The 17,131-nt window shown below is 64.4% G+C and carries 17 protein-coding genes; 9 read left to right on the top strand and 8 right to left on the bottom strand.

Translation table 11 applies throughout. The annotated features are described in order from the left end of the window. Positions 1 to 26: 26 nt before the first annotated feature. The 7 genes from O9281_RS01460 to O9281_RS01430 all read right to left on the bottom strand — a co-directional run bounded on the left by O9281_RS01460 (position 27) and on the right by O9281_RS01430 (position 7,795). Positions 27 to 701 (bottom strand): hypothetical protein, encoded by a 675-nt coding sequence (locus O9281_RS01460; protein WP_298182023.1) that lies wholly within the window; start codon positions 699 to 701, stop codon positions 27 to 29. A gap of 39 nt (positions 702 to 740) precedes the next feature. Then, entirely contained in the window at positions 741 to 1,097 is a 357-nt protein-coding gene (locus tag O9281_RS01455) for a hypothetical protein (RefSeq protein WP_298182021.1), read from the bottom strand. Then, on the bottom strand, positions 1,094 to 2,308 hold the full coding sequence (locus tag O9281_RS01450; RefSeq protein ID WP_298182018.1) for a class I SAM-dependent methyltransferase: 1,215 nt from the start codon (positions 2,306 to 2,308) through the stop codon (positions 1,094 to 1,096). Before O9281_RS01450 ends, O9281_RS01455 begins: the two co-directional genes overlap by 4 nt. A 165-nt stretch (positions 2,309 to 2,473) precedes the next feature. After that, on the bottom strand, positions 2,474 to 3,844 hold the full coding sequence (locus O9281_RS01445) for a deoxyribodipyrimidine photo-lyase (protein WP_298182016.1): 1,371 nt from the start codon (positions 3,842 to 3,844) through the stop codon (positions 2,474 to 2,476). A 58-nt stretch (positions 3,845 to 3,902) separates the two neighbouring features. Next, positions 3,903 to 4,877, bottom strand: coding sequence for a metal-dependent hydrolase (locus O9281_RS01440; RefSeq protein WP_298182014.1), 975 nt, complete (start codon positions 4,875 to 4,877; stop codon positions 3,903 to 3,905). Positions 4,878 to 4,898: 21 nt separating this feature from the next. Then, positions 4,899 to 5,930, bottom strand: coding sequence for a 2-oxoacid:ferredoxin oxidoreductase subunit beta (locus O9281_RS01435; RefSeq protein ID WP_298182012.1), 1,032 nt, complete (start codon positions 5,928 to 5,930; stop codon positions 4,899 to 4,901). Next, a complete protein-coding gene (locus tag O9281_RS01430) occupies positions 5,927 to 7,795 on the bottom strand; it encodes a 2-oxoacid:acceptor oxidoreductase subunit alpha (RefSeq protein ID WP_298182010.1) in 1,869 nt (622 codons plus the stop codon). The genes O9281_RS01435 and O9281_RS01430 overlap by 4 nt, the downstream gene beginning before the upstream one ends. Before the next feature lie 199 nt (positions 7,796 to 7,994). On the opposite strand from O9281_RS01430, the gene O9281_RS01425 reads away from it, so the two are divergent. The 8 genes from O9281_RS01425 to O9281_RS01390 all read left to right on the top strand — a co-directional run bounded on the left by O9281_RS01425 (position 7,995) and on the right by O9281_RS01390 (position 13,611). Further along, the gene (locus O9281_RS01425; protein ID WP_363321458.1) at positions 7,995 to 8,945 is read left to right on the top strand and encodes an alpha/beta hydrolase; all 951 of its coding nucleotides are present in this window, start codon (positions 7,995 to 7,997) and stop codon (positions 8,943 to 8,945) included. A 10-nt stretch (positions 8,946 to 8,955) separates the two neighbouring features. Further along, positions 8,956 to 9,459: an RNA pyrophosphohydrolase gene (locus O9281_RS01420; protein WP_298182008.1), complete on the top strand. Its 504-nt coding sequence runs from the start codon at positions 8,956 to 8,958 to the stop codon at positions 9,457 to 9,459. Positions 9,460 to 9,540: 81 nt separating this feature from the next. Continuing rightward, positions 9,541 to 9,873, top strand: coding sequence for a helix-turn-helix transcriptional regulator (locus tag O9281_RS01415; protein ID WP_298182007.1), 333 nt, complete (start codon positions 9,541 to 9,543; stop codon positions 9,871 to 9,873). Further along, positions 9,870 to 10,358, top strand: coding sequence for an ArsI/CadI family heavy metal resistance metalloenzyme (locus O9281_RS01410; RefSeq protein ID WP_298182004.1), 489 nt, complete (start codon positions 9,870 to 9,872; stop codon positions 10,356 to 10,358). Before O9281_RS01415 ends, O9281_RS01410 begins: the two co-directional genes overlap by 4 nt. 20 nt (positions 10,359 to 10,378) lie before the next feature. After that, positions 10,379 to 11,368: a TauD/TfdA family dioxygenase gene (locus O9281_RS01405; RefSeq protein ID WP_298182002.1), complete on the top strand. Its 990-nt coding sequence runs from the start codon at positions 10,379 to 10,381 to the stop codon at positions 11,366 to 11,368. Then, positions 11,365 to 12,408 (top strand): NAD(P)-binding domain-containing protein, encoded by a 1,044-nt coding sequence (locus tag O9281_RS01400; RefSeq protein ID WP_298182000.1) that lies wholly within the window; start codon positions 11,365 to 11,367, stop codon positions 12,406 to 12,408. Before O9281_RS01405 ends, O9281_RS01400 begins: the two co-directional genes overlap by 4 nt. A gap of 13 nt (positions 12,409 to 12,421) precedes the next feature. Continuing rightward, positions 12,422 to 12,931 (top strand): arsenate reductase ArsC, encoded by a 510-nt coding sequence (locus tag O9281_RS01395; RefSeq protein WP_298182589.1) that lies wholly within the window; start codon positions 12,422 to 12,424, stop codon positions 12,929 to 12,931. Further along, on the top strand, positions 12,928 to 13,611 hold the full coding sequence (locus tag O9281_RS01390) for an MIP/aquaporin family protein (RefSeq protein ID WP_298181998.1): 684 nt from the start codon (positions 12,928 to 12,930) through the stop codon (positions 13,609 to 13,611). The genes O9281_RS01395 and O9281_RS01390 overlap by 4 nt, the downstream gene beginning before the upstream one ends. 26 nt (positions 13,612 to 13,637) lie before the next feature. On the opposite strand, the gene O9281_RS01385 is transcribed toward O9281_RS01390, so the two are convergent. After that, complete coding sequence (locus tag O9281_RS01385) at positions 13,638 to 14,681, bottom strand: phosphotransferase (RefSeq protein WP_298181996.1); 1,044 nt, start codon at positions 14,679 to 14,681, stop codon at positions 13,638 to 13,640. A 298-nt stretch (positions 14,682 to 14,979) separates the two neighbouring features. Here O9281_RS01385 and O9281_RS01380 point away from each other — a divergent pair, with 298 nt between their 5' ends. After that, positions 14,980 to 17,031 (top strand): winged helix-turn-helix domain-containing protein, encoded by a 2,052-nt coding sequence (locus O9281_RS01380; RefSeq protein WP_298181994.1) that lies wholly within the window; start codon positions 14,980 to 14,982, stop codon positions 17,029 to 17,031. The last annotated feature ends 100 nt before the right edge of the window (positions 17,032 to 17,131 follow it).

The raw sequence follows: 17,131 nt of genomic DNA, 5'->3' as shown, positions 1-17,131 counted from the left end.
CCCTTGGTGTTCCGGTTTGGCCTTCCTCAGAGCGGCTTCACCGTCCCCAGGAAGCAGATCCCCGAAATGGTGATCCAGTAAATATAGGCCAGCATCCGGCCCCAGCCGATCTCCCGCTCCAGCGCAGCCTCGGCGGCCGGGTTCGGTCCTTCGGCGAGCTGACGGAAACGCGTGGTCCAGGCCCGCATGATCCAGCGCAGGCCCAGGCCGATGCACAATGCAAACCCATAGAGCGTGAACTTCCAGGCATACCAGCGCGTCCCTTCGTCTGCGACGAATGGCCCATTGCCCATCAGCGAGGAAATGCCGACCACGAAGATGGTGGGAATGAGCACCCAGCGCACCATCTCGTCCAGCTTGGTCAGCTTGATGCCAAGATCAGTTTCGCGCTTGAAGAAGGCGGCCCAGCATAGCCCCAGCCACACTGCGACAAAAATCCACATTCCAGTCAGGAAGGAGCCGCCATAAGGCTGCAGGCCATAAATGTTGCCCATGTGCAGCCCCAGCGGTAACAGGGTGATGATGCCAGTCCGCGCAAGGATATCAATACGATAAGCGGTTTCCATGTGCCGTCGGCGCTCATCGAGCGACAGGTTGCGGTTGATCACGTTGTAGCTCGTCTGGAACACACCCCATTCGCCGCCCAGCCAATAGACCATGGCGATGATGTGCAGCCAGCGCAGCACCAGCACTTCTTCCATTCGCCTTCCCCCCTTCGCGCCGCCGCCAGCGGTCGATCCTTACTTCGAGAACTTTTCCACCCAGTCCATGATTGGCGGATCCGGATTTTCAAGCGCTTCGACCTCCTGTTGGAAGCCGCGCATTACCCGGGCGATATAGGCGCGGGTCATTTCGCCACGCTCTTCGCCAGCCGTCCGGTCCGGGGCATAGGCCTCGATGTCGGCGCGGCTGATCGTGCCCTTGGCGTCGAGCAGACGCTCGACCGTGTCGAGCCGCTCGCGCAGCACCGAGACCTCACCCACAACGGCCATGGTCAAAGACAACAGGCGGTCAACCGCCGGGTCATCGAAAAAGGCGGGGCGTCGTCCCTTGGGCTTGGCACCTGCGCGGGCGATCCAGTCGATCCCTTCGGTCATGCCGCCATCTCCTTCGCGACGGGCTTCCAGGCGCCATAAGCGTTCCAGACCGCCGCGCGGCCATAGTCTTCCTGTTCCTCGCTTTCGGCAGCCGGGAAGATCGAGCGATCGACCACCGCCCGCACACCCACCACGAACTGATCGGCCTTGGCAAAGCCGGCGCCAGCCATCACATCCTTCAGGTCCTTCCCATGCATCGCCGACCAGAACGGCTCGTTGTTGTTGAAGGCGTCCCAATCGCGCATGAACTGCTCGAACAGCGGCATTTCCGGCGAGTATTGCGGCTGCTCGACATGCAGAATGAGCCCGCCCGGGGCCAGCACGCGGTTGCACTCGGCCAAGAGGCGCGGCATCGATTCGGCCGACAGTTCGTGCAGGAACATGGTGGTCTGCACCCAGTCGAAATGGCCGTCCGGATAGCGTGAGAGGTCCTCACCACTGGCCTGGACGAACTTGATGTTCTTGACCCCCAACCCGGCCGCACGCGCTGCGCCATAGCGCAGCGACGGGCCGGCAGTATCGATCGCGATCACTTCGGCTTCGGGATAGGCCGCGGCGATCGGCACGGCATTGTGACCTACCGTGCAGCCGACATCGAGAATGCGCCGCGGCTGCCAGTCCGGCCGCTCCTTCTTGGCCCAGGCAACAACGGCCTGGCCACCACCATCATTGAGACCGCCTAGCGCGCCGCCGGTCGTGGCGAAGATACCGACGTCATAGTTGGCACCGGCCGAGACATCACCTGGACGTTCCTCCCCGTGGTAGCCGCCCGGCTGGCAATGAATGTCCACCGCAGTCTGGTAGATCGGCTGCTCGATCTTCGGATCAAGCTCAAGCTGGCCGGAATGCTCGTTGAACTGGCGAGCCTGGGCATCGAGCTCATCAAGCTGGCGCAACACGGTCGAACGGCCATTCTGCTGGCGCATTTCCATGGAATTCCGCTTCAACGCCGACCACATCCGGTGGAACGGGTCCTCGTTCATCCAGTCGCGGATTTCGTACCGGTGCTCGGGATCACGGCCATGCTCTTCGCGGAAGGCTGGCAGGACGCGCCTTTCATAGGCCAGCTTGTTGCCCGGCCCGAGCGTACCCGAGAGATAGCGGTTCAGGTGTGTCAGGAAATTGAACCGCGCGGATTCATCGTGGTTTGTGCGCGCCAGCATCGGGTGCTTGGTAAGCGCGGTATAGGGGGGCGGCAGTTCGGCACTCATGACCACTCTCCAATCCGGCGGTGTCGCCAAATTTGTCCGGACAACTTTTCATGCGACCGCAACACTGTCAAGCTAGTTGCGTCCCATTTGCTGACCTAACCGTACCACAAATGGCTCGCTTTGACCGAGGTCAAAGGAATGGTGCGTCAGTTCACCGCTGTGCGATCAAACCGCTTTCAGCTTGGCATGGGCGGCCAGCGCTCTGGCGCGACCCAGGGTGTGCTCGACGAGCTTGGCGGGATAGCCGCGCGGGCGCAGCAGGCCGGGATCGTGGATCTCGGCATCGCCCAGCTTCGCCAGTTCGGGCACCCATTGGCGGATATAGCCAGCCGCATCGAACTTGGGGCTTTGCGTCAACGGAGCCATGATCCGCACGAACATGTTGGCATCGACGCCGGACCCGGCGCTCCACTGCCAGTTGACTGCGTTCTGGCCATAGTCGGCGTCCACCAGCGTATCCCAGAACCATTCCTCGCCGCGCCGCCAGTCGATCAGCAGGTGCTTGATCAGGAAGCTGGCGACGATCATCCGCACCCGGTTGTGCATCCAGCCGGTGGCCCAGAGCTCGCGCATTCCCGCATCGACGATCGGATAGCCGGTGCGGCCCTGCTGCCAGGCCGCAAGGTCCGCCTCGGCTTCAGGCCCGGTCCGCCATGCCAGCCGGTCATACTCCTCCTTGTAGGAGCGCGCGCCATAGTCCGGGAATTGGTGGATCACGTTGGCGGCATAGTCACGCCAGCCCAGTTCCCCCAGGAAGGTTGCGACCGAGCCACCCGCCCCGGCCAGCGCGTGCCAGACCTGCGCGGGCGAAACCTCGCCAAAATGGAGATGCGGGGAGAGGCGCGAAGTGCCCAGCATCGCGGGCAGGTTGCGGCGCTCGGCATAGCGGGCAGCGCGGCGGGTGAAGGTTTCCAGCCGCTCGGCCGCCCCGCCCTCGCCCGGCGTCCATTCGGCGCGCAGGCCCCCGGCCCAATCAGGCCTGGTGGGGAGCAGCTGCCAGTCTTCCAGCTTGTCACTGGTGGGCCAAGCATCCGGCGCGGTCAGCTTTGGCGCGGGGAGCGGCGGCGCGGGCGGCATCCGTTCCTGCAAGGCGCGCCAGAACGGGGTGTAGATCTTGAAGGGCGTGCCCCCGCCGGTCAGCACCGAACCCGGCGGGGCGAGGTAGAGGCCATGGTGCAGCGTCAGGTCCAGCCCCTTGCCCACCGCCCGCTCGGCATTGCGCCACCACGGCTCGACATGGTGCAGGCCGTGGACTTCGCGCGCGCCGGTCTCCGCCGCCAGCGCCGCCAGCACCTCCTCGCTCTTGCCGCGGCGCAGGATCAGGCGCGATCCGGCTGCCCGCAGATCGGCAGCCAGGCTGGCGAGCGAATGGTGCAGCCACCAGCGCGAAGCCGCGCCCATCCGGCGATGCTTTGCGCCCTCGTCATCCAGCACATAGACCGGGATCACCGGGCCTTTGGACGCAGCAGCACGGAAGGCAGGCTGATCGGCCAGCCGCAGGTCGCGGCGCAGCCAGACGATGATGGGCGTGGTCATGCCTCAGCCCTTCGTGCAGGCCGGGCCGGGCAGCAAGCTGGCCTTTCGGCCTGCCCGCCTAACCAGCTGCTCGCGGCAGGCACTTCACCCCCGGCAGCGGCACGGCAAACCGGTCCCGCGCGCGCGGATCATAAAACCGGGCATCGCGCAGGATCACCGAGCCATCGGTGGCCCGCTCGGCAAAGGGCGCGCGGCTCCAGAACAGGAAGGCTTCGGCCTGCGACCCGCCGCTGGCGAGCTGTGCTGGCGATGGCCAGGCGCAGGGCTGGTCGGTGATCGGCCGCGCATTGCGAGGCGAAGGCACCTCGCCCGGTGCAACACGGTACCAATGGTTGGGCGCACCAACGATGAATTCGCGCTCCCAGAAGGCCAGCGGCACTGGCGAGGCAATCCGCACCGGATCGGCAATCGGCACGCCAACGGAAGGCCCCTTGGTGTTGATCGCCCAATTCAGGACCGTCGATGCGGACAGCAGATAGTTGTGCCCCAGGTAGAGCAGACTGGCCGCGAGCGTCGCGATCGCTGGCCAGCGCCAGGTCTTCCCGGCCCGCTCACGCCGCAGCGAGAACCACAGGCCAAAGCCTAACAGCGCCCACCACCAGACATCGATGATGAACAGGGTATCGCCGTAGGCCCACTGGCTGGAAAACGGCTCAAGGAAGCGGATGCCATAGACATTGAGCCAATCGAGCGCCGGATGGCTGAGGCAACCGATCAGGCCGAGGAGGTAAAGCCACTTGAAGCTGACCGGCAGCCGCTCCTCGGGCCGCGTCCCGCGCCGGGCCTGCCAGCGATCATACCCCCACAGCAGGCCCGCCAGGATCAGCGGCAGCAGCACCATTGCCGGCGGCCCATGCGTGATCCCGCGCCGGAAACCGAGGTGCTCGGTCCCTTCCAGCCAAAAGAAGCAGGCCGCATCGACATCGGGCAGGTTCGCCCCGATGATCAGCGCCGGCATGGCAAGGCCGGTAGGGCGCTTGAGCCCCGTTTGCCCCAGAACAGCGCCAAACAGGCTGTGAGTCAGGTTGTCCATGCTGGCGCAGGCCAGGCCAGATTACAGGTCCGGCCCGCCCTCGGTAACTGTCCAGGTCTGGCCCTTGGCCAGCAACTTGGCCAAGTTCGGTTCCTTGCCCGCGCTGGCCTTTTCGCGTTCGGCCATGACCGCCGCCTCGAAGGTCGGGCGGGGATCGTCATAGAGCACGCCCAGGGCCATCGGGAACGGACCGAACGGCATTTCGACCAGCATGTGCGCGATCGAGCGGTTGGTCACGTCGTGAACGATCACGCCCGCCGCCTGCCAATCGCCATCGACGACATCGACCACCTTGAGCGTCAGCTTCTCGGTGTCGAGGGCAATGCCCTTCTCGCCCTTCGCGAACAGCATCGGTTCGCCATTGGCGAGCCACAACTGCCGGTCTTCGGCGCCCTTGGGCGCGGCGAAGTCCTCGAACCGGTCCTTGTTGTAGACGATGCAGTTCTGGAAGATCTCGACGAAGGCCGCACCCTTGTGGTGATAGGCGGCCTTGAGCACTTCGGGCAGGTGCTTCGACACGTCGAAGCCGCGGGCGATGAAGCGCGCACCGGCACCCAGCGCAAAGGCGCAGGGGCTGGCCGGGCGGTCAACCGAACCGAGCGGGGTCGACGGGCTGGTCGTGCCTTCGCGGCTGGTCGGCGAGTACTGGCCCTTGGTCAGGCCATAGATCTCGTTGTTGAACAGCAGGATCTGGCAATCGAGGTTGCGGCGCAGCACGTGCATCGTGTGGTTGCCGCCGATCGACATGCCATCGCCGTCGCCCGTCACCAGCCAGACATCGAGCGCCGGATTGGCCAGCTTGATGCCGGTGGCAAAGGCCGGGGCGCGGCCATGGATCGTGTGGAAGCCATAGCTTTCCACGTAGTACGGGAAGCGGCTGGAGCAGCCGATGCCCGATACGAACACGGTGTTGGCCGGGTCCGCGCCCAGTTCGGGCAGGGTGCGCTGCACGGCCTTGAGGATCGCATAGTCCCCGCAACCGGGGCACCAGCGGACTTCCTGGTCGGTTTCCCAGTCCTTGATCGAGGTGGTGATGGGCGTAATCGCGTTCATGCCAGTGCCTCCTCAATCGCGGCTTCAATTTCGGCAATGGTGAAAGGCTGGCCGCTGGTCTTGGTCAGCGGCTTGGCATCGACCAGGAACTGGTCGCGCAGCACGGTCTTGAACTGGCCGGTGTTCATTTCGGGCACCAGCACCCTGTCATAGCCGCGCAGCAGATCACCCAGGTTTTCCGGCAGCGGCCAGATGTGGCGGACGTGAATGTGACTGACATCCAGCCCCTTGTTGCGGGCGCGGCCCACTGCCTGGTGAATCGGGCCATAGGTGCTGCCCCAGCCGACAACGGCCAGCTTGCCACCTTCGGTGCCCAGGCACACGTCCTGCGCCGGGATCGACCTGGCAATGCCATCGACCTTGGCCTTGCGGGCATCGGTCATCGCCTGGTGGTTGGCGGGCGAATAGTCGAGGTGGCCGGTATCGACCTGCTTTTCGATCCCGCCGATGCGGTGCATCAGGCCGGGCGTGCCGGGCTTGATCCACGGCCGCGCGCCCTTGGCATCGCGCTTGTAGGGCAACAGGGTATCGCCCGCGTTCTTTTCGGCGAGGAACGAAACCGGGAATTCGGCATAGTCGGCCGGGTCCGGCACCTTCCACGGCTCGGCCGCGTTGGCGATATAGCCATCTGTCAGCAGGATCACCGGGGTCATGTACTGCACGGCAATCCGGCAGGCCTCGATCGCGCAGTCAAAGGCATCGCCGGGGCTGCGTGCGGAGATCACCGGGATCGGGGTGTCGCCGTTGCGGCCATAGACCGCCTGGTAGAGGTCGGACTGTTCGGTCTTGGTCGGTAGGCCGGTCGATGGCCCGCCGCGCTGCGAATTGACGATCACCAGCGGCAGCTCGGTCATGACGGCGAGGCCCATCGCCTCGGTCTTGAGCGCAATGCCCGGGCCGGACGAAGAGGTAACGCCCAGCTGCCCCGCATAGCTGGCGCCAATGGCGGCGCAGATTGCGGCGATTTCGTCTTCCGCCTGGAAGGTGGTGACATTGAATTCCTTCAGCCGCACCAGCGCATGCAGGATCGAGCTGGCGGGCGTGATCGGATAGCCACCAAAGAACATCGGTAGGTGCGCGAGCTGCGCGCCCGCGACCAGCCCCAGCGCCACGGCATCGGCGCCGGTCACGGTGCGGTAGAGCCCCGCCGGGGTCGGCACCGGACCCAGGTGCAGCTTCTTGACATGGCCGCCCAGTTCCGCCGTCTCGCCATAGGCATGGCCGGCGTTGAGCGCGGCAATGTTGGCATCGGCCAGCACCTTGTTCTTGGCGAACTTGGCATTGAGCCAGTCGATCAGCGGCTGGCGATCGCGGTCGAACATCCAGAGCGACAGCCCCAGCGTCCACATGTTCTTGCAGCGCAGGGCTTCCTTGTTGCCGAGGCCGAAGGGCTTGACCGATTCCAGCGTCAGCGCCGAAATATCGAAGGCCAGCACCTGCCACTTGGAGAGCGAGCCGTCCTCCAGCGGGTTGACCTCGTACTTGGCCTTTTCAAGGTTGCGCTTGGTGAACTCGCCGGTGTCGGCAATGATCAGCCCGCCGGGCTTCAAGGCGCCGACATTGGTTTTCAGCGCCGCCGGGTTCATCGCCACCAGCACGTCGGGCGCATCGCCCGCCGTATCGATGCTGGTCGAGCCGAAGTTGATCTGGAACGCCGAGACGCCGAACAGCGTGCCCTGCGGCGCGCGGATTTCCGCCGGGAAATCCGGGAAGGTGGCAAAATCGTTGCCCGCCAGCGCGCTCGACAGGGTGAACTGCCCGCCGGTCAGCTGCATCCCATCACCTGAGTCGCCCGCAAAGCGGACAACTACGGCTTCGGGAGCATTGGTGGAGCGTGCTTCGGGATCGGCCAATTGCGTTGCCATGCGTCTTCCTCATCAGGCGGACCGGTCCGCCTCGTCCTCGCGAAGCGCCCTAGTCCCCTCCCCGCCTGCCCGGCAATCAAGAAAAACTGCATGCCGGACAACCAGTACAACAAGACGGGCGCCAAGGCGGCTAGTCAAGTGGCAATTCGCGACTTAACCTGTCGATTAAACCAGACGATAACGAGAGGATTCCTGACCTGTGAGCGCCGCCACCCCCTATGTTCGCCCCGATGTGAAGATGCTGCTGGATATGCTGGCGGCGATGGGCGGGCCGAAGATGAACGAGATCCCGCTGGCCGATGCCCGCGCATCCTATGTCCAGATGGCCGCGCTGGTCGAGGCGGATCCCGTGCCGCTGGCGACGATCAAGGATCTGTCCTGCCCCGGCCCGCGCGGTGACATTCCGCTGCGGCTCTATGATGCGCGGGCCGAGCGCGCGCCCGGGCCCGTGGTGATGTTCTATCACGGCGGCGGCTTCGTGATCGGCGATCTGGATTCGCACCACGCGCTGTGCACCACGATTGCCGCCGAACTCGACCTGCCGGTGGTCGCGGTCCACTATGCCCTGGCGCCCGAACACCCCTTCCCCGCCTCGGACGAGGATTCGATCGCCGCAACCCGCTGGGTGGCCGAAAACGGCGCTGCGCTCGGCCGTGAGGCGACCGGCCTCATCACCATGGGCGACAGCGCCGGGGGGCACCTGGCCATTGTCGTGGCGCAGGACCTGGCCAAGGCGCCCGCCAAGGTGCCGGTGATCCTGCAAGTGCCGATCTATCCCGCGACCGACGAATCGAGCGACGGTTCGATGGCCGAATTTGCCGAAGGCTTCCTGCTGACCAAGGAAACGATGGACTGGTTCATGGCTTGCTACGCCCCGGTCCCGGGCGATCCGCGAGCCTATCCGATTCACGGCGATCAGGCCGGATCGCCGCCGACCCTGCTGGTCACCGCCAGCCTCGATCCGCTGCGCGACCAGGGCCGCCGCTATGCCGCTGCGCTGGCTGCCGCCGGGGTGGAATGCCACTTCATGGAAATGAAGGGTTCGATCCATGGCTTCGTCAACCTGCGCAAGGCCGTGCCCAGCGCCCAAGCGGACATGCTGGCCATTCTGGCGCAAGCAAAGTTGATGCTGGGGCGCATTTGCGCCTAAAGGCGCGGGGATGAGCGAAAATCCTTATGCAAACCTGCCCTACCGCCCCTGCGTGGGGGTAATGCTGGTCAATTCCGCCGGCCTGGCCTTCGTCGGCAAGCGGATCGATACGCGCGGCCAGCCAGATGAGGGCGGAGTCTACTGGCAGATGCCACAGGGCGGGATCGACGAGGGCGAGGACGTGCGCGAAGCCGCCCTGCGCGAGCTGTGGGAGGAAACCGGCGTGCACGAGGCGCACGTCACGCTTCTCGCCCAGACCCGCGAGGAAGTGCTCTACGACCTGCCTGACGAGCTGATCGGCAAGCTGTGGGGCGGTGCCTATCGCGGCCAGCGCCAGCACTGGGTGCTGGCCCGCTTCACCGGCGAGGATCACCACATCCAGCTCGACGCGCATGATCCGGCCGAATTCTGCGAATGGCAGTGGCTCGATCCGGTCCAACTGCCCGAGGTGATCGTACCCTTCAAGAAGCGCGTCTACCGCGCCGTGCTGGATGAGTTCCGCCACCTGATCTAGGCCGATCCAGAGGCAGGCATCGGGCTTGACATCCCTCACCGATTCGATATTTCGATACTTATCGAATCATCGGAGAGTGAGATGCAAGCCGATCTGGTAATCCGCGCCCTGGGTGCGCTAGCGCAGGAACACCGCCTCGCGACCTTTCGCCTGCTGGTCCAGGCCGGTGCGGAAGGCATGGCGGCAGGTACATTGGCAGAGCGGCTTGGTCTTCCAGCTTCGTCAATGAGCTTTCATCTGGCCCAGTTGAGCAATGCCGGGCTTGTCACCCAGCGCCGCCAGAGCCGCTCGATCATTTATGCCGCCGATTACGCTGCAATGGGCGCGCTGATGGCCTATCTCACCGAAAACTGCTGCGGCGGCGCTTCCTGCGCGCCCGCCAGCCCATCCAGCAATGAAAGGAATGTCGCATGAAGCGCTTTCATGTCCATGTCGGGGTCAACAACCTCGACGCCTCGATCGCGTTCTATTCCGGCCTGTTCGGCCAGCAGCCCAGTGTGGTTAAGCCCGACTATGCCAAGTGGATGCTGGATGATCCGCGCGTGAACTTCGCGATCTCCCGCAATCAGACCGCCGCCAAGGGCATCGAACACCTTGGCCTGCAAGTCGATGACGAAGCCGAACTGGCCGAAGTCTATGGTCGGCTTGAAGCCGCCGGTCGCCCGGTACTGGAAGAAGGCGCCACCACCTGCTGCTATGCCAAGAGCGAGAAGAGTTGGATCGCCGACCCCGATGGCGTGGTCTGGGAAGCCTTTCTGACCCACGGCGAGGCCACGGTATATGGCGCCGGGCCGGATATGGCCGCCGTAGCTTCGGCCAATGCAGCGGCGAATGCCTGCTGCGCCCCCCAGATCGCGGCGCCCCAGATCGCAACGTCCCAGCCAACCGGCTGCTGCTGACCACCAAAGGACCACCGCACATGACCAGCCTGGTAACATCGCCCGCCCCCTGGCGGGGCGAAACCCTGCGACACGCCCCCGGCGAATGGCTTTATCACCTGTCCGCCGAAGAAATCGCCGCGCTCACCACGGCTGCCCAGGCGATCGTCGGCTCGGGACAGCCGCTGGCCGAGGTGGACCGCGACGACTATCCGCTGCCGGGCCTTGCCAGCGCCCTGGCTGACTGGCGGCGACGGATCGGTAGCGGCCACGGCATGGTCCTGGTGCGCGGCCTTCCGGTGCGCGAAATTGGCGATGAGCTGGCGACAGCGGCCTATTGGCTGATCGGCCTGCACCTTGGCCAGCCAACCGGCCAGAATGCCGACCGGCAGACCCTGGTCGACATTCGCGATACCGGCGCGGCGCCAAGCGATCACCAGGTTCGGCTTTACAAGACTCGCGCCGAACTGACCTTCCATACCGACGGGGCCGACATCATCGGCCTGCTCTGCCTGCGGGGCGCAAAGTCGGGTGGAGTCAGCCGGATCTGTTCCTCGGTCGAGGTTTATAACCAGATCGTGCAACGGCGTCCGGACCTGGCCCCGCTGCTAGAGCTGGACTATCATCACCACGCCCACGGCCAGTTCGGACCCGATGGCCCGCGAACCTTCACTTATCCGATTGTCAGCCGCACTGGCGGCGTGTTCCGGATGCTCCTGCTGCTCTGGTACATCCGCAACGCGGCCGAAGATTTTCCGGATATCGCCTCGCTCACCCCGGCCCAGCACGAATTGCTGGACCTGCTGGAACAGATCCCGTTCGAACCCGGCGTGGCGCTCGACATGTCGTTTCGCGAAGGGGACATGCAATTCCTCAAGAACTCGGTCGTGCTGCATGCCCGCACGGAATATGAAGACTGGGATGCACCAGAGGACAAGCGCCACCTGTTGCGGCTGTGGCTGAATGTTCCCGAATTTGCCGATGGCGACGATCTGCTGCGCCACGGCTTTGAACAATCGGCCGCATCGTGACCAGAACCGACTTTATCGTGATCGGCGCAGGTCAAGCTGGCCTCGCCGCGGGCTATTTCTTGCAGCAGGCCGGTGCCGACTTCCAGATCTTGGATGGGGCAGCCGAAGTGGGCGGATCATGGCCGCGCTATTATGACAGTCTCGAGCTGTTTTCGCCCTTCCGCTATTCCGCCCTGCCAGGCCTGCCGATGCCTGGCGCGCCGATGGCCTATCCCCGGCGCGACGAGGTGGTGCGCTATCTGCATGACTATGCGGCCCACTTCGACCTGCCGGTCCGTCTGAACACGCGCATCACCGCTGTTGAGCGCAGCGATGCGGCCTTTGTCCTGCGTGCTAAACAGGGCGATCCCATGGTGGCGCGAAACCTGATTGTGGCAACGGGGGCCTTCGGCGCGCCGGTCATTCCGCAGATCGAAGGCCAGGGGCAGTTTGGAGGAAGGATTCTCCATTCGGCCGACTATCGCAATCCTGATCCCTTTCGCGGCCAGCGCGTGATCGTGGTTGGAGCCGGCAATTCAGCCGTGCAGATCGCGGTGGAACTGGCCGATCATGCCGCTGTGACCCTGGCCGTGCGCGACAAGGTGCGCTTCCTCTCGCAAAAGGTGCTGGGCAAGGATGTGCACTGGTGGTTCGACAAGCTGCGGCTCAATCGCACCAACCTGTTTTCCGACCATGGTGTGCCGGTGATTGACGATGGCCGTTACCGCGCCGCTCTCGCCGCCAACCACCCGCCAACCCGCGCCATGTTTACCGCTTTCACACCAGACGGGGTGCAATGGGCGGATGGCGAGCGTGAACGGATCGATCAGGTAATCTTTGCCACCGGGTTCAAGGCTGACCTGGGCCTCTTGTCCGAAATGGGCGCGCTGGGCGGGGACGGTCGACCGCTGCACCGCAAGGGGATCTCCACCACGGTTCCCGGGCTCGGCTATGTCGGCCTGTCGGGCCAGTCCGGCTTTGCTTCGGCCACGCTGCGCGGTACGGGCGGCGATGCAGAACATGTGATCAAGTGCTTGCTGCAGGGCAAGGGAAAGGGATGAAACCGTGTCCTTGATGCCGATTGACCGACCGTTTGCGGTCCTGGTGCTCTGCACCGGCAATTCCGCCCGTTCGATCCTGGGCGAGGCGTTGTTCCGCCGCCATGGCGCGGGCCTGCTCTCGGCCTACTCCGCCGGCAGCAAGCCCAAGGGTGTGCCCCACCCAGGCGCGCTGCGGTTGCTGGCGCGCGAGGGGTTCGATCCGGGGAGCTTCCGTTCGAAAAGCTGGAACGAGTTCACCGGTCCGGAAGCGCCGCCGATCGACCTTGCCATTACCGTCTGCGGCAATGCCGCGGGCGAGGCCTGCCCGGTGTTCCCTGGCAGTCCGCTGCGCGCCCACTGGGGGCTGCCCGATCCTGCCGATGTCGAGGGCGACGAGGCGACGGTCGACGCTGCCTTTGCGGAAACCTGGCGCTTGCTGACCATCCGGGTCGAAGCCTTCTTCGTGCTCGACTTCGCGGCGCTGGACGCCAGGGCGCTGCAAGCAGAACTCGCGCGGATCGGCACGATGGAGGGTGCAGCATGAGCGCCTTTACCCGCAAGTTGCTGGGCGAGGCGGTTGGCAGCATCTTGCTCTTCGCCACCGTGGTCGGCTCCGGGATCATGGCCGAGCGACTGGCGGGCGGGAACGTGGCCGTCGCCCTGCTTGGCAATACCCTGGCGACCGGCGCGATCCTCTATGTGTTGATTACCATGCTGGGACCGGTTTCGGGCGCGCAGTTCAACCCGGCGGTGACGCTGGTCATGCGATTGCGCGGCGAGTGCTGCTGGAGAGGCGCGGCACTGGTAGTGCTGGCGCAGGTCGCAGCGGGTGTGCTGGGCGTCTGGCTGGCCCACGCGATGTTCGATCTGTCGATCCTGCAAGTCTCGACCAAGTCGCGGACCGGCATGGGCCAATGGCTGGGCGAATTCGTCGCGACCTTCGGCCTGGTCCTGACGATCCTTGGCACCCTGCGCCACAAGCCAGATGCGGTGCCCGTAAGCGTCGCGCTCTACATCGTCGCCGGCTACTGGTTCACCAGTTCCACCAGCTTTGCCAACCCGGCGATCACGCTTGCCCGCAGCCTGAGTGACAGCTTTGCCGGGATCGCGCCGGCGGACGTGCCCGGCTTCATCGCTGCGCAGCTGGCCGGGGCAATCGCGGCCCATGGCCTGGCAAAGCTAATGTTTGCGGATGACAAAAAGACTGGCGGCACGCGGAACTGATCCGGGCCGCCAGCAGTTGGGCTAACCTAGAGTGCCCGCAGGAAACCCGGGACGTTCAGCTCGCGGATCATCCGTTCGCCGCGCAGCAGCCAGACCTCGCGCCAATCGAGACCGAAATCGTCGCACTCGCGCTGGAGGACCGAGATGTCGGTCTGGTCGACTGCGACAAAGTTGATCAGCTGGGTCATCATCAGCCCCAGCTTGAAATCGGCAGCGAAGTCATCCCAGCCATAATCGCGCACGCCGCAATCCGCGAGCACGGCAAGGTAATGGGCAAACAAGTCTGCCTGGCAGGAAGGGCTTGATTCAGTTGATGGCGACATGTGCAGCAAGCGGGCGATATCCCAGGCGCCAGACCCCGCGATCGAGAACTGGAAGTCGATGATCGCAAACCGGCCCTGCCCGTCCGCATCGGGGAAGAACAGCTGCTTGGGATGAAAATCGGCATGCTGAAGCGTGAAGGGACGTGAGCGCAGGTAGCGCATGATTGCATCAAAATTGGCGGCCCAGGCCTCGGCGACGGCAATGCTTTCCTGGCAGGCATCGCCGAGCAGGGCCTTGATCTTGGGAATTGCCGCCGTGGTGGCCTTGACGGAGTTGGGCCAGTATTCGGGGTCGGTCATCTGGATCAGGCCGGGATGTTCCTGCACGAAAGGATCGTTCCAGAAGCGCGCGTGCAGCCGCGCCGCTTCGCCGACTGCCAGCCGGACCTGCCCGGGCGAAATGTTGAACGACGGGCAATAGGATGGTGCAAGGTGTTCCAGCAGCAGCACTGCATCATAGCTGGCCGGATCGAAGTCGGCATGAAAGCACCGTGCGATCGGCAAATCATCACCGGTGACCGAACCGTAGAACGCTGTTTCGCGCTCATAGAGCCGGAAGGTCCGCGCCAGGTCGCGCGTGGTCTGATCGGTTGCACCCAGCTTCGCGATCATCCGCACCGGCAGCGGGCATTGCGCACGATCATAGTGCAGCCAGAGCTCTACGATGTCGGCAGTCTGCCCCGGCACGGCGTGCGGCTTCGTCTGGCAGCCGATCACCGCGTATCCTGCCAGGTGCGGCGCCAGCACCTGGTTCAGCCATGCAGTCGTTATGTGGGCGGCGCAAAGCGGGATGGCAGGCTTGGCGTCCCTATCAGGTCTGGTGCCAGCTGGCTTGTCCATCGCTGAATATGCCGGGTCCCAGATAGGACCGGTTGCAGCATGATTGGTGATCGGGTTGTCGAACATCATGATCCGTCCTCCGCAGTCCGGCAGTCGGCGCCGGAATGCAGGCGTGATCAAACGAAGCGCCCCACAAAGTCCTGTGGCGGGAATGAGGAATGTCTTAGTTTTTTCTTAGGGGGTGGAATTCGCTGCTTTTGCTGTATTGTCTGCCCAGCGGATCCTCGCGTTCAAGACAGGGCAATTGCTGCGCATGGACCAGGTTCGGATCGGCACGGCGACGGTAAACTTCTCGCGCCAGACGATCGAGGGAGATGCTGGAAGCTTTTCGGTCGAGCCGATGGTGCTCGAGGTATTGCGCGCGCTGATGGCGCGGCCGGGCGAAGTCGTTCCGCGGGAAGCGTTGATCGACCAGGTCTGGGGCGTGTCCTTTGGCGGCGACGAGCGACTGTCGCGGGCGATTTCGCTGCTCCGCAAGGCGCTGGGCGAGGACGCGCGGCATAACCGCTGTATCGAAACCATCCCCAAGCGCGGCTATCGCCTGCTGGTCACTCCCGTCGAGACCGGCGCGATCGATCAAGCCGTCAGCGACACTGCCGAGCCACCCACCAGCACCGCCGCACCACCCAAGCCGCTCTCAAGGCGGGTGATGGCGGCCATTGGCGCCCTGCTCATCCTGGCGACGGTCGCGCTGATCCATTCGCTTGCCGGAGCGGGCTGGCTCGGACCGGCCATGCAAGGCCTTGTACCAATCGGCGCAGGCACCGATGATGCAAGCAATCGCAATTCGATCGCTGTCCTGCCCTTCACCGATCTCAGTCCCACCGGGGACCAGGGCTACCTCGCCGATGGCCTGACCGAGGAAATTCTCGACGCGATCATGAAGTTTCCCGAACTGCGGGTAGTCGGCCGGACCTCGTCATTCCGGTACCAGGCGAGGGATATCGATCCGCGCCGAATCGGTGCCGATCTCAACAGCCAGTTCCTGCTGGTCGGCTCGCTCAGAAAGCAGGATGCGCGGCTGCGCGTGGCTGCCCAGCTGATTGAAGCCGAAGGCGGGCGCATCGTCTGGTCCCAGACGTTCGAAGGGTCGATCGAGCGGATCTTCGAATTTCAGGAAAGCATCGCCCGCTCGATCGCATCGGAACTGGGTGTCGCCATCGCCGCCAAGGATCGCGTGTTGCCCAGCGTGACGGGCAACCAGGAGGCCTATGAACTGTTCCTGCAAGGTCGCGACCTGTCGCGACGGTTCGGGCGCGACAACAAGCGGTCGAGCATCAGGCTGCTCGAACAGGCCGTCGAACGGGATCCCACCTTTGCCCTGGCCTGGGCCTGGCTGGGCCAGACCAAGCTGCTAATGGCGATCACCGAAGAGCCTGTCGCAGCAAGGGCCCTGGTCAATCAGGCGAGGTCTGCGGTTGACAAGGCCAAGGCGATCGATCCGGGCATCGCCATGGGGCACTTCCTCGAAGCGGTCCTGCACGATTACGACCTTGATTTTGCCGCATCGATCGACGCCATGGAGCGCGCCTATGCGGCCGATCCGAACCAGCCCTACCTGATCATTCGCCGGGGCAGGAGTTATGCGATGCTGGGCCAGCTCGACAAGGCCGAGCGACTGATCGAGGACGGCCTGAGGCGTGACCCCACCGATGCCACCGGCATCTTCAATCTGTCCCGGATCAAGCTGGCGCAGGGCAAGCTTGACGAGGCTTACCGGTTGGCGATCCGCAGCCGGGACCTGGGCTTTGTTCCGGCCACGCCGACAATCTGCATGATACGGAAGCTCCAGGGCAAGGATCAGGCCGCGCGCGAATGCTGGATGGCCTTGCCCGACGAAATCGTTGATCGGTACCGTCCACCATTCAACGACAGGGAGGCCTGGGGTCAGATCGGCGCCACATTCACGGATCGGGATGAGCGCTCCCGCCAACTGGTTCTGGCGATCCTGCAGGACCACTTCGGCCAGCCTGATCCGAAGGTGAACAACTATCTTATGGACCTCTATCTGCGCGCTGGGCCTCCCGAGCTGTTCATGGGGGAGTTCATCGAGCATCCCTATTCGGGCAGCTCATCAATGGTGGCGTCGATGTGGATCAACGAACCACACTATACAAACCTGCGCCGCCACCCGGCCTTTCCGGCCTTTGCCGAACGGCTTGGACTGGTTCGGGCCTGGGAAAAGTATGGCTGGCCACCGCAATGCCGCAAGACCGGCAACAATAGTCCGGGCCAGATCACGTTCAATTGCTCGTGAATGGCGATCAGCATGACCGAGCCCGGCCGGATGCCCCCCGAATTGCGCCACGGATTTGTGCAAAGCGGAACGTTTCATGACGGATTCAGGGCGCATCGGG

The organism is Novosphingobium sp., assembly GCF_027531025.1.
In the GTDB taxonomy this organism is placed as follows: domain Bacteria; phylum Pseudomonadota; class Alphaproteobacteria; order Sphingomonadales; family Sphingomonadaceae; genus Novosphingobium.
Note: the sequence above shows the minus strand (reverse complement) of the source record. Positions and strands in the feature narration are given on the sequence as shown.

What these genes read in the sequence shown, in the direction of transcription:
- O9281_RS01460 (WP_298182023.1), bottom strand. Translation starts at nt 701, where the DNA reads ATGGAAGAAGTGCTGGTGCTGCGCTGGCTGCACATCATCGCCATGGTC.
- O9281_RS01455 (WP_298182021.1), bottom strand. Translation starts at nt 1,097, where the DNA reads ATGACCGAAGGGATCGACTGGATCGCCCGCGCAGGTGCCAAGCCCAAG.
- O9281_RS01450 (WP_298182018.1), bottom strand. Translation starts at nt 2,308, where the DNA reads ATGAGTGCCGAACTGCCGCCCCCCTATACCGCGCTTACCAAGCACCCG.
- O9281_RS01445 (WP_298182016.1), bottom strand. Translation starts at nt 3,844, where the DNA reads ATGACCACGCCCATCATCGTCTGGCTGCGCCGCGACCTGCGGCTGGCC.
- O9281_RS01440 (WP_298182014.1), bottom strand. Translation starts at nt 4,877, where the DNA reads ATGGACAACCTGACTCACAGCCTGTTTGGCGCTGTTCTGGGGCAAACG.
- O9281_RS01435 (WP_298182012.1), bottom strand. Translation starts at nt 5,930, where the DNA reads ATGAACGCGATTACGCCCATCACCACCTCGATCAAGGACTGGGAAACC.
- O9281_RS01430 (WP_298182010.1), bottom strand. Translation starts at nt 7,795, where the DNA reads ATGGCAACGCAATTGGCCGATCCCGAAGCACGCTCCACCAATGCTCCC.
- O9281_RS01420 (WP_298182008.1), top strand. Translation starts at nt 8,956, where the DNA reads ATGAGCGAAAATCCTTATGCAAACCTGCCCTACCGCCCCTGCGTGGGG.
- O9281_RS01415 (WP_298182007.1), top strand. Translation starts at nt 9,541, where the DNA reads ATGCAAGCCGATCTGGTAATCCGCGCCCTGGGTGCGCTAGCGCAGGAA.
- O9281_RS01410 (WP_298182004.1), top strand. Translation starts at nt 9,870, where the DNA reads ATGAAGCGCTTTCATGTCCATGTCGGGGTCAACAACCTCGACGCCTCG.
- O9281_RS01405 (WP_298182002.1), top strand. Translation starts at nt 10,379, where the DNA reads ATGACCAGCCTGGTAACATCGCCCGCCCCCTGGCGGGGCGAAACCCTG.
- O9281_RS01395 (WP_298182589.1), top strand. Translation starts at nt 12,422, where the DNA reads ATGCCGATTGACCGACCGTTTGCGGTCCTGGTGCTCTGCACCGGCAAT.
- O9281_RS01390 (WP_298181998.1), top strand. Translation starts at nt 12,928, where the DNA reads ATGAGCGCCTTTACCCGCAAGTTGCTGGGCGAGGCGGTTGGCAGCATC.